This is a genomic window from Chloroflexota bacterium (assembly GCA_040902225.1).
Taxonomy (GTDB): domain Bacteria; phylum Chloroflexota; class Limnocylindria; order QHBO01; family QHBO01; genus CF-167.
Window position 1 is genome coordinate 298,384 of the sequence record JBBDXT010000007.1, and the last position, 11,779, is coordinate 310,162.

Consider the following 11,779-nt stretch of genomic DNA (forward strand, 5'->3'; position numbering starts at 1 on the left):
GCCTCCTCTTGCGAGAAATCGCGAGGTCATTAGGCCTCGCGATCCTGAGCACGTATCGTACCCGGTCTGAGCGGGTTCGCCAACCCCCAAGTCAGGCGTCTTCAGGCCCCGTGGCAGCGCTTGTACTTCTTCCCTGATCCGCACCAGCAGGGGTCGTTGCGGCCGAGCTTCGGGCCTGCCTTGGCCGTCTGCGCGCGCGAGCCCGCGCCGGTCCCGCCCGAGACCGCTGCCGTCGCGGCGGAGGCAGCCACGGCCGTGCCGGTCACGTCCGGTCGGCTCTCCATCATCGGCCGCGCCTGGCGCTGCTGCGGGGGCTCACGGGTAAGAGTCACGCGGAAGACGGTGTGGGTGATGTCGTGCCGGATGGTCGACTTCAGCTCGTCGAACATGCGATACGCCTCGACCTTGAACTCGTTGAGTGGATCGCGCTGGCTGTAGGCGCGCAGGCCGATCCCGCGCCGCATGTCGTCGATCGCCGTCAGGTGCTCCACCCACAGGGAGTCGATGACGCGCAGGAGCACGACCCGCTCGAGGACCAGCATCCCCTCGTCGCCGACCTCGGTGCGCTTGCGCTGGTAGGCGTCCTCCACCAGCTCGACCAGTTGAGCCGCGACCTGGTCGGCGTCGACGAGGTCGTCGATCGCCGCCAGTGCCCTCAGGTCGAGGGTCGGCACCATTGCCGTGAGCTGCGCCTTGAGGCCCTCGCGGTTCCATTCGGCCGCAAACTCCCCGGCCGTGTGCTCGATGACGAGCGCCCGAACCTCCTCCTCGAGCATGGCCAGTACCGTCGGTGCCAGGGTGTCGGAGCGGAGGATCCGCTCGCGCTCGTGATAGATCGTCTCGCGCTGGCGGTTGATCACGTCGTCGTACTGGACGACGTGCTTGCGCGTGTCGAAGTTGAAGCCCTCGACGCGGGTCTGGGCTCCCTCGATCGTCCGGCTCACCATTCGCGACTCGAGCGCCGTCTCATCGTTGAAGCCGAGGGTGCGCATGATCGACTGGACGCGGTCGCTGGCGAAGCGCCGCATCAGGTCATCCTCGAGCGAGAGGTAGAAACGGGTGCTCCCCGGGTCGCCCTGGCGGCCGGCGCGACCACGCAGCTGGTTGTCGATGCGTCGGGCCTCATGCCGCTCGGTCCCCACGATGTGCAGGCCGCCGGCCGCGACTACCTGCTCCCGATCCTCCGCACACAGGCGATCCGCCTCGGCCAGCGCGGCGGCGTGCTGCTCTGGGGAGGCCTCCACGACGGTCAGTCCCTTCCTGTGCAGCAGCTCCGCGGCCAGCATCTCCGGGTTGCCGCCGAGGATGATGTCCGTCCCTCGGCCGGCCATGTTGGTCGCGATCACGACATTGCCGCTGTGCCCCGCCTGCGCCACGATCTCGGCTTCCTTCTCGTGGAACTTGGCGTTCAGGACACTGTGCTTGATCCCCCGGCGCTTCAGCATCTCACCGAGCATCTCGCTCACCTCGACGCTGATCGTGCCGACCAGGACCGGCCGTCCGCGCTCGTGCTCCTCGACGATCTCATCGACGACGGCGCCCCACTTGCCCTTCTGGCTGGCGAAGACGAGATCCGCGAAGTCGTCGCGGATCATCGGCTGGTTGGTCGGGACAGCCACGACCTCGAGGCCGTAGATCTTGTGGAACTCCTCCGCCTCGGTCTCGGCGGTGCCGGTCATGCCGGCCAGCTTGTCGTACATGCGGAAGTAGTTCTGGAAGGTGATGGTGGCCAGCGTGCGCGACTCGTTCTGGATCTTCACCCCCTCCTTGGCCTCGACCGCCTGGTGCAGCCCTTCGCTCCAGCGCCGGCCCGGCATCAGGCGACCGGTGAACTCGTCGACGATCACGACCTCGTCGTCCTTGACGACGTAGTCGCGGTCGCGCTTGTAGAGCGCCTCGGCCTTGAGGGCCTGCTCGAGGTGGCGCGCCATGCTGAAGTCGTTGTCAAACAGGTTGTCGACCCCCAACCAGCGCTCCATCTTGTCGGTTCCGACCTCGGTGATCGCCACCTGTCGGAATTTCTCGTCCAGGACGTAGTCCTCCTCCGCCTTCAGACGAGGCACCAGGCGGGCGAACTGCACGTACTTGTCGGCCGATTCCTCGGCCGCGCCGGAGATGATCAGCGGCGTCCGCGCCTCGTCGATGAGGATGTTGTCGACCTCGTCCACGATCGCGAAGAAGTGGGCGCGCTGGACGCGCTGGCCGAGGTCGATGACGAGGTTGTCGCGCAGGTAGTCGAAGCCGAACTCGTTGTTGGTGCCGTACGTCACGTCGGCGGCGTACGCCTCGGCGCGCGCCACCGGCCGCAGGGAGCGCAGATGCTCATCGCTCTGGGGGAAGTCGGGGTCGACCACGTAGGCAGCCTCGTGCTGAATTGAGCCGACGCTCATTCCGAGGCGCCAGAAGACCTGGCCGATCCACTGCGCATCGCGCTTGGCGAGGTAGTCATTGACCGTGATGACGTGAACGCCGCGGCCGGTCAGGCCGTTCAGGTAGGCGGCCAGCGGGGCGACGAAGGTCTTTCCCTCGCCGGTCTTCATCTCGGCGATGGCGCCGGTGTGCAGCACCACGCCTCCGATCAGCTGGACGTCGTAATGGCGCTTGGCGAGGGCCCGCCGCATCGCCTCGCGGACGGCCGCGAACGCCTCGGGCAGGATCTCGTCGAGCGCCGCGTCGATCTGTACTCGCTCGCGCTTGTGCTGGTCCTTGCGCTCCTCGCTGATGCGCGTCGGATCGGGCACGACCAGCTCCGACTCTGCGGCCTGTTCGGGCGTCAGCGCTCGCTGCTCGATCGGGATGAGCAGATCTCCCAGCGAATCGCGCAGGCGGGCCCGGAACTGCTCGGTCTTTGCGCGCAACTCGGCGTCGGTGAGGGCGGCGTACTCCGGCTCGAGCTCGTTGATGCGGGCAACGGTCGGTTCGAAGCGACGGACCTCGCGATCATTCGAGTCCGTCAGCCTGGAGAGGAACTTCAGCATCTCAGAGTTCGAGTATATCCGGAAGGACCGATCAGTCCCGATCGGCGGTCAGCCCTCGGCGGCGGCCGCCGGCGAATCCTCCGGTTCCTCGCCCGCTGCGTGGCTGCCCCAGAAGGTCATCTCCTCCACCAGCTGGACCTCGGACGAGAAGAGTGCGCCCACGCTCTCGCCGCGGTGGATGCGCTTGATCGCCTCACCGAAGAGCGGCGCGATCGACAGGACGGTGACCTTGTCGCGGTTCGCGCCGGCCGGGAGCGGGATCGTGTCGGTGACGATCACCTCCGTCAGCGGGCTGGCCTCGATGTGGTCCAGCGACCGGTTCGAGAAGACGCCGTGGGTGGCGCAGGAGTAGATGGCGACTGCCCCCTCCGCCACCAGCGCGGAGACAGCCTCGAGCAGCGACCCCGCGGTGTCGATCTCATCGTCGATGATCACCGCCGTCTTCCCGGCCACCTCGCCGATGATGTTCATCAGCTCGGTCTTGTCCTCGTTGCCGACGCGGCGCTTCTCGACGATTGCCAGCGGGGCCCGGAGGATCTCGGCGAAGTTGCGGGCCTTCTTGGCGAAGCCCAGCTCGCTGACGACGACGACGTCATCCAGGGCCTTGTCGCGGATGTAGCGCGAGAGGATGTTGACCGCGGTCAGCTCGTCGACTGGGATGCTGAAGAAGCCCTGGATCTGGCCCTGGTGGAGGTCCATGGTGAGGACCCGATCCGCCCCGGCCACGGTCAGCATGTCGGCGACCAGGCGCGCCGTGATCGGCACGCGTGGCTGGTCCTTCTTGTCAGAGCGCCCGTAGGCGTAGTAGGGCATCACGGCGGTGATCCGCCCGGCGCTCGCCCGCTTGAAGGCGTCGATCATGATCAGCAGCTCCATGACGGAGTCGTTGACCGGGCGCGAGGTCGGCTGCACCAGGAAGACGTCCTGCTCGCGCACGTTCTCCATGACGCGCACGAAGATGTTGTCGTTGGCGAACTTGAAGACCTCGGCCTTGCCGAGCTCTGTGCGGAGGTAGCGGCAGATCTGTTCGGCGAGCGGCCTGTTGGCGTTGCCGGCGTAGATGCTGAACTCGTCGGCGTACACTCGGATCTCCGGTGCGGCTGGTCTCCCGGACCCGATTCTAGCCGCTCCGCGCCCTTTCTCAGCCCTCGGTTTCCGCGTCCTCGTCCACGACTGGCGGGCGATCGTCCACGAAGACGGCGATCGAGACGATCCGATCGCCCTCGCCGGGCTTCATGACGGTCACCCCTCGCGACGCACGACGGTAGCGGTTCACGCTGCTGACCTCGGTGCGCAGGATCGTCCCCTCCTCGGTGATCAGCATCAGCTCCTCGTCCTCGCGGCCCACGACGCGCACGGCCGCCACTTTGCCCGTATCGGCGTTCAGTGAGTTGGCGATCACCCCACCGGTGGCGCGATGCTTGACCGGGAAGTCGTCGAGCATGGTGCGCTTGCCGTAGCCCTGCTCGGTGACCACCAGCAGCTCGGCGGAGGGAGCGACCACCTCCATGCCGATCACTTCGTCGTCGCCGCGCAGCCGGATCCCGGTCACGCCACGGGTGTCGCGCCCCATCGGCCTGACCTCCGTCTCGTGGAAGCGGGCGGCCTGTCCGTTGCGGGTGGCGAGGATGATGTCGTTCTCCCCATCGGTGAGCCCCACCCAGCGCAGCTCGTCGCCCTCCACCAGGCTGATGGCGATGAGCCCGTTGCTGCGGATCTTGGCGTACTCGGCCAGCGAGGTCTTCTTGATCATCCCGCCGCGAGTGGCCATCGCCATGTAGTGATCGGCCTCGAACTGGGGGATGGTGATGATGGCGCTGACGTACTCGCCCTGGTCGACCATCACGCCGGGCAGGTTGATGATCGGCAGCCCCTTCGCCTGGCGGCTCGCCTCGGGAAGGGTGTGAACCTTGGTGATGAAGACGCGCCCGCGGTTGGTGAAGAAGAGGATGTTGTCGTGGGTGTTCGCCACCATGAGGTGCCTCACGGCGTCCTCTTCGCGGGTGATCATGGCCAGCTTCCCCTTGCCGCCGCGGCGCTGGGAGCGGAAGGTGCCGATCTGCTGGCGCTTGATGTAGCCGCGCTGCGAGAGGGTGACGACGACGTCCTCGGCGGCCACCAGGTCCTCTGCGGTCAGCTCCCGGTTGGCATCCGACTCGATCCGTGTCTTGCGGTCGTCCCCGTACTTGCGGATCAGCTCCTCGAGCTCGTCGCGGATCGCGGTGAGGACCTTGCGCGGGTTGGCGAGCAGGTCCTCGAGCTCCGCGATCAAGCGGATCACGCTTTCGTACTCGTCCTCGATCTTCTTGCGCTCGAGGGCGGCCAGCCGGCGCAGCTGCATCTCGAGGATGGCGTTGGCCTGCGCCTCGCTGAGCTTGAATCGCTGCACCAGCGCCGATCGCGCGGCATCGGTGTCGGCTGAGGCTCGGATCGTCTTGATCACCTCGTCGAGGTTGTCGAGCGCGATCTTCAGGCCCTCGAGGATGTGCGCCCGCTCGCGGGCGCGGGCAAGGTCGAACTCGGTCCGGCGCCGGACGATCTCGCGCCGATAGGCGATGTAGTGCTCGAGCATCCGCTTCAGGCCGAGCGTCTGCGGCTGCCCGTCCACCAGCGCCAGCACGTTGGCGCTGAAGCTCGTCTGCAGCGCGGTGTGCTTGAAGAGCTGCTGCATCACGGTATGCGGTGACCCGTCACGCTTGATCTCGACGACGATGCGCATCCCCGTCCTGTCGCTTTCGTCGCGAATGTCGCTGACGTCGGTGATCCGCTTCCCGCTGACCAACTCGGCCATCTTCTCGATCAGGGTCGTCTTGTTGACCTGGTACGGGAGCTCTGTGATGACCACCGAGATGCGTCCGCGAGCGTCCTCCTCGAAGGCGACCTGGCCGCGGATCACCACCCGCCCACGCCCGGTGGCGTACATGTGGCGGATGACGTCGACCCGCTCCTTCTCGCCGGTGAGGCTGTTGCGCTGGTCCTCGACGCGGAAGATCGTGCCGCCCGTGGGGAAGTCCGGCCCATGCACGATCTCGCACAGGTCGTCGACGGTGATGTCGGGATTGTCGATCAGCTCGATCACCGCGCGGCAGATCTCGGTCAGGTTGTGCGGCGGGATGTTGGTCGCCATCCCGACCGCGATCCCGGAGCTCCCGTTGATCAGCAGGTTGGGCAGCCGCGCGGGAAGGACCGTCGGCTCACGAAGGCGGCCGTCGTAGTTGTCGACGAAGTCGACCGTCTCCTTCTCGATGTCGGCCAGCATCTCGTCGCTGATCGCGGTCAGGCGAGCCTCGGTGTAGCGATAGGCGGCCGCCGGGTCGCCGTCGATCGACCCGAAGTTGCCCTGGCCGTCGACCAGTGGGTAGCGGAGGCTGAAGTCCTGCGCCATGCGCACGAGGGCGTCGTACAGCGCCACGTCGCCGTGCGGGTGATACTTGGCGAGCGCGTCACCCACGACCCCCGCGCACTTGCGATAGGCCGATGTCGAGCGAAGGCCCATCTCGTGCATCGTGTACAGGATTCGGCGATGCACCGGCTTGAGCCCGTCGCGGACGTCGGGCAGCGCCCGCGCGACGATGACGCTCATCGCGTAGTCGATGTAGGCCGATCGCATCTCGTCCTCGATCGAGACACGCCGCACGGCGTCGGTCCGGTCTGAATCCATCGGCTCGGCTACTCCTGTTCGCCTGTCGCTTTTGTCGCCGTCGTCATTCGCGGCGAGCCCCGGCCGCGGTCACATCGGCGGGCATGCCATATCGGGTCTTGAGCTCGGCCTTGACGGACGGGCTCGCTCCCAGGAAGCGGCCGTGGCCCTCGGCGATCAGGCGGCCGTCCGACCCTCGAACCTCGCCGCTGACCTGGTAGATCCGGCGCCGCCGCTCGGTCACCCAGCCGCGCGCGGTGAGGGGCTCGCCCGGGTTCGCGGGCGAGCGATAACGGACCGAGATCTCGGCCGTGACCGCCCATGAGTCGAAGCTGGACGGTGCCCAGGCCATCACCTCGTCGAGCAGGGTCGCCAGCAGCCCGCCGTGGACCTTCTCCTCCCACCCGACATAGTTCGGGCCTGGAGTCCACGTGGTGCTGGCCGTGCCCTCGCCAAGCTCGATCGCCAGGTGCATGCCGATCTGATTCGTGCCGCCACACGCGAAGCAGTTGTGGTCTGCGAACGCGTAGCGTCGGCCGTCGGTGCCCTCGATCAGCCGGCTGCTGCCGATCGTTGCCGCCTTGCCGTTCGCCGTGCTCACCAGCGGTCATCCTCATCGTCCCAGAAGCTCTCGGCGCCGAACTCGTCGGTGCGCGATGGTCGGAGGCAATGGGCGGCGATGGCCAGCGCGAAGGCGTGGCTGACCGCATATCCATCGCGCAGGAAGTTGACGGCGTCGCGGCGCTCCCCCACGCCGTTCGCCTCGAGCAGGGCGCACCAGTCCTCGAGCTTGCGGCCGGTCTTTCCCTCGACCTGGCGAATGTCGGCAACGTGTCGGCTTGGCATGGTTCTGGCATCGGCTCCGTCTAGAAGTCCAGGTTGCGCACCTTGCGGGCTTCACCGCGAATGAAGTCGCGGCGCGGCTCCACGCGCTCTCCCATGAGCGTGCTGAACACGTCATCCGCATCGGCCGCCTCGCGCACGGTGATCTGCAGCAGGGTGCGGGTGTCGGGGTTCATCGTCGTCTCCCACAGCTGCTCGGGGTTCATCTCGCCGAGCCCCTTGAAGCGCTGCACGCTGATGTTCTTTGTCTTCCCCTCGCGCGACAGGTCCTTGATCGCCTGGTCGCGCGACTTCTCGTCCTTGGCGTAGCGGGTGACCTTGCCGGTGCTCACCCGGTAGAGGGGTGGCTGGCACAGGTACAGGTAGCCCTGCTCGATCACGTCCGGCATGTGCCGGAAGAAGAAGGTGAGCAGGAGGGTGCTGATGTGGGCGCCGTCGACATCCGCATCCGAGAGGAGGCAGATCTTGTGATAGCGGAGCTTGGCGATGTCGAACTGGTCGCCGATCCCGGCGCCGAGGGCGATGATCAGCGGGCGGATGTTCTCGCTCGACAGCACCCGATCCAGGCGTGCCTTCTCGACGTTCAGCAGCTTGCCGCGCAACGGAAGGACCGCCTGTGTTCGCCGATCCCGCCCCTGCTTGGCAGAGCCACCGGCGGAGTCGCCCTCGACGATGTACAGCTCGCTGCGGGCGGGGTCGCGTTCCTGGCAGTCGGCGAGCTTGCCGGGGAGCGCCATCCCGTCCAGGGCCCCCTTGCGGATGACGAGATCCCGTGCCTTGCGGGCCGCCTCTCGCGCACGCGCCGCCGTCACTGATTTCTCGATGATCCGCCGCCCGTCTGCCGGGTTCTCCTCGAGGTGCTGGATGATCCCGTCGGTGACCGCCGCCTGCACCGCGCCCTTCACATCGGCGTTGCCTAGCTTCGCCTTGGTCTGACCCTCGAACTGCGGGTCGGTGAGCTTGACGCTGATGACCGCGGTGAGGCCCTCTCGGACGTCCTCCCCGCTCAGGTTGGCATCCTTCTCCGACAGGACGCCGGCCTTGTGCGCCCAGTCGTTGAGTGAGGAGGTGAGCGCGGCGCGGAAGCCGGTGACGTGCGTGCCCCCGTCGACCGTGTGGATATTGTTCGCGAAGGCCAGCACTGTCTCCGCGAAGCCGTCGTTGTACTGGAGGGCGACCTCGACGCTGGTGGTGCCCACCATCCGCTCGACGTGGATCGGTCGCTGGTTGAGCACGTCGCGGCGCCGATTCAGGTGCCGCACGAAGCTCGTGACGCCGCCCTCGAAGTAGAAGTTCTTCTCGCGGTCGATGCGCTCGTCCCGCAGGCAGATCCAGAGCCCCTTGTTCAGGTACGCGGACTCTCGCAGCCGCGTCGCGATGAGATCCCAGCTGAAATCCATCGTGTCGAAGACCTCAGGATCCGGCTGGAAGAAGGTGCGCGTGCCGTGCTGTCGTTGCTTGGCCATGACGAGGCCGCGATTCGCCTCCGCTGCGCCGCCCTGCTGGCGGACGGGACCCTTCGGCGCGCCGCGGCTGTACTCCTGCGTCCAGCGCTTCCCGTCGCGGAGCACCTCGACCCGCATCGCGGAGGAGAGCGCGTTGACCACGCTGACGCCGACCCCGTGCAGTCCCCCGGCGACCTTGTAGCCTCCCCCACCGAACTTGCCGCCGGCGTGCAGCACTGTATGCACGACCTCGAGCGCATCCTTTCCCGAGGTGTGCTTCCCGACCGGGATGCCACGGCCGTCGTCGACGACCTCGACCCTGCCGTCATCGTGGATGGTCACGTCGATGCGCGTGGCGACATTCGCCATCGCCTCGTCGATGCTGTTGTCGACCACCTCCCAAACGAGCTGATGCAGGCCGCGCTGGTCGGTTGAGCCGATGTACATCCCGGGCCGCTTCCGCACCGCGGTGAGGCCCTCGAGGACCTGGATGTTGGCGGCGGTGTAGTCGGAGATCGACTTGCTGCGCCTCGGCCGGCGCTCTGGCTGCGCGGTCACGCGCCACCTCCCCCGACGCCACGCGCGATGATCGCGTGGAGTCGATCCAGCTCCTCGTCGGAATAGAAGTCGATCACCAGTCGACCCCCGCGCCGCGTTCGCACGATGCCGACCCTGGTAGCGAGCAGGCCGCGCAGCTGCGCCTCGAGGTCGGCCAGGTCGCCCGAGATCGGCCCGCCCCGACCCGAAGGCGCCGCGTCGCGCTTGCGGCGCACCAGCTCCTCGGTCTGGCGCACCGAGAGATGCCGCTCGATCACGATCAGGAGTGCCGCCCGCTGCAGCTCCCCGACGGTGAGCGACGCGAGCGCGCGGCCGTGACCCTCGGTGATGCGCCCGTCGGCGATCGCTTCGCGCGTCTCGGCGGTGAGGTCGAGCAGGCGGAGCGCGTTGCTGATCGCGACGCGACTCTTCCCTACCCTGCGAGCCACCTCCTCGTGCGAGAGCGCAAAACGGTCGACCAGCTCACGGTAGGCTGCAGCCTCCTCGATCGCGTTGAGATCCTGCCGCTGGAGGTTCTCGACCAGGGCCAGCTCGAGCTGCTCTCCGTCGGCGGAATCTCGGATTACAGCGGGGATGCTGGTGAGCCCTGCGATCCGCGCGGCGCGAAGCCGGCGCTCGCCGGCGATCAGCTCATAGCCACCGTCGGCGGTCGCGCGCACCACGATGGGCTGGAGCATGCCGTGCAGGGCGATCGAAGCCGCAAGCTCCGCCGTCTCCGCTTCGTCGAACCGGTTGCGCGGCTGGCGAGGGTTGCGCGCGATCCGTTCGAGCGGGATCTCCGGGATGTCGGACGCCGGAGCTGCGCGCGGGATCAGGGCATCCAATCCTCGTCCCAGGCCAAATGTCTTAGCCACGCGCCGTGACCTCGGCCGCCAGACGCCCGTATGCATCGGCACCCCGCGAGGATGGATCGTAGATCGCAATCGGCACGCCGTGGCTGGGCGCCTCGGACAGGCGGACGCTGCGCGGGACGACGGTGTCGTACACCGCCCCCTCGAGATGGCGACGAACCTCCGCAGCGACCTGCACCGCCAGCCTCGTTCGGCCGTCGTACATGGTGAGCAGCACGCCATCGATCTCCAGGCGTGGGTTGAGCGCCTCCCGCACCATGCGGATCGTATTCACCAACTGGCTCAGTCCCTCAAGCGCGTAATACTCGGTCTGGATCGGGATCAGGACCCCGTCCGCGGCAGTGAGGGCGTTCACCGTCAGGAGCCCGAGCGAGGGCGGGCAGTCGATGAGCACCCTGTCATATCGTTGACCCAGGTCAGCCAGGCTGGCCGAGAGCCGATGCTCGCGCGCCGGCAGGCCGACCAGCTCGACCTCTGCGCCCGACAGGGCCAGCGCGGCTGGCACCAGGTCGAGCCCGGGAACCGATGTTCCGACCACCAGCTCGCTGATTGGGACCCGGTCGATGAGAGCGTCGTATACGGACCGATCGAGCGACCTTCGGTCGACCCCGAGGCCGCTCGTTGCGTTTCCCTGCGGGTCAAGGTCGATGACCAGGGTCGAGGTTCCGGAGAGGGCGAGATACGCCGCCAGGTTGACGACGGTCGTCGTCTTGCCAACGCCGCCCTTCTGGTTGGTACATGCCGTGACCCTGATCGCCGGCACTCCGCTGCGAGTTCGAAATGGGCCGCCTCATTCTACCAGTCGAGACCCTTATCGAAGGCTTATCGCGACGTTATGGAGGCTCGAAAGTTTCACGTGAAACGACACTTCCGCGCCTCGGACGAGCCAGCACCCTCGGTATACTCGCAAGGCCGCCCGTTTGGAGCCCCAGCCGTCGCCGAGCCGGTCGAGGAACGCAGATCAGCTACGCCACTCTCCTCCTCGCAATCCTGATCGGGATCCTGCACGCCGCAGTTGCTCCCGTTCTCGTCATCGGCGACGTGCATCCGAACCTCATCCTGGTGGCCGTCGTGCTGGTCACCGTGTTGAATGGCTTCGGACCCGGGGTGGCATGGGCCTTCGTCGGCGGCTTGACCGCAAACCTGCTGATTCGAGAGCCGCTCGGCAGCCTCCCCCTCGCCCTCCTGCTGGTCGCCGCGGCGGTCGCCGGGGGCGAACGCCTCCTCGGTCGCCTGTCGTGGGGATACCCCCTCGCATCGGTGGCGGTCGGCTCGCTCATCGTCGACACGATCAGCGTCGGGATCCTGCAGATGGTGGACCTGCCGCTGTCCGGCGGCTTTCCCATGCAACGGATCATCGCCGCCTCGCTTCTGAACACGGCGATTGCCGCGATCGTCCTCCCCCCGACTCGGATCCTGTTGGCGCGCGCCGGTTCTGCGGAGACGGGGGCATGGTGATCGGCT

General features: G+C 67.3%; 9 protein-coding genes. 1 reads left to right on the forward strand and 8 read right to left on the reverse strand.

Annotated elements, in window-relative coordinates; all coding sequences use genetic code 11:
* Positions 1-101 precede the first annotated feature (101 nt).
* From secA to WEB29_10185, 8 genes are read right to left on the reverse strand one after another with little or no spacing between them, the layout of a single operon-like run.
* Entirely contained in the window at positions 102-2,978 is a 2,877-nt protein-coding gene (gene secA, locus WEB29_10150; protein ID MEX2137290.1) for a preprotein translocase subunit SecA, read from the reverse strand.
* A 48-nt stretch (positions 2,979-3,026) separates the two neighbouring features.
* On the reverse strand, positions 3,027-4,061 hold the full coding sequence (locus tag WEB29_10155; GenBank protein MEX2137291.1) for a ribose-phosphate pyrophosphokinase: 1,035 nt from the start codon (positions 4,059-4,061) through the stop codon (positions 3,027-3,029).
* Between the two features lie 58 nt (positions 4,062-4,119).
* On the reverse strand, positions 4,120-6,639 hold the full coding sequence (gene gyrA, locus WEB29_10160) for a DNA gyrase subunit A (protein ID MEX2137292.1): 2,520 nt from the start codon (positions 6,637-6,639) through the stop codon (positions 4,120-4,122).
* A 43-nt stretch (positions 6,640-6,682) separates the two neighbouring features.
* Entirely contained in the window at positions 6,683-7,219 is a 537-nt protein-coding gene (locus WEB29_10165; GenBank protein ID MEX2137293.1) for a PaaI family thioesterase, read from the reverse strand.
* A complete protein-coding gene (locus tag WEB29_10170) occupies positions 7,216-7,464 on the reverse strand; it encodes a DUF4287 domain-containing protein (protein ID MEX2137294.1) in 249 nt (82 codons plus the stop codon). Before WEB29_10170 ends, WEB29_10165 begins: the two co-directional genes overlap by 4 nt.
* A gap of 20 nt (positions 7,465-7,484) precedes the next feature.
* A complete protein-coding gene (gene gyrB, locus WEB29_10175) occupies positions 7,485-9,422 on the reverse strand; it encodes a DNA topoisomerase (ATP-hydrolyzing) subunit B (protein ID MEX2137295.1) in 1,938 nt (645 codons plus the stop codon).
* A 38-nt stretch (positions 9,423-9,460) separates the two neighbouring features.
* Positions 9,461-10,318, reverse strand: coding sequence for a ParB/RepB/Spo0J family partition protein (locus tag WEB29_10180; GenBank protein ID MEX2137296.1), 858 nt, complete (start codon positions 10,316-10,318; stop codon positions 9,461-9,463).
* Positions 10,311-11,078 carry an AAA family ATPase gene (locus tag WEB29_10185; protein MEX2137297.1) on the reverse strand — a complete coding sequence of 256 codons (768 nt, stop codon included), beginning with the start codon at positions 11,076-11,078 and terminating at the stop codon, positions 10,311-10,313. The genes WEB29_10180 and WEB29_10185 overlap by 8 nt, the downstream gene beginning before the upstream one ends.
* 17 nt (positions 11,079-11,095) lie before the next feature.
* Here WEB29_10185 and mreD point away from each other — a divergent pair, with 17 nt between their 5' ends.
* Positions 11,096-11,773 (forward strand): rod shape-determining protein MreD, encoded by a 678-nt coding sequence (mreD, locus tag WEB29_10190; protein ID MEX2137298.1) that lies wholly within the window; start codon positions 11,096-11,098, stop codon positions 11,771-11,773.
* Positions 11,774-11,779: the final 6 nt, after the last annotated feature.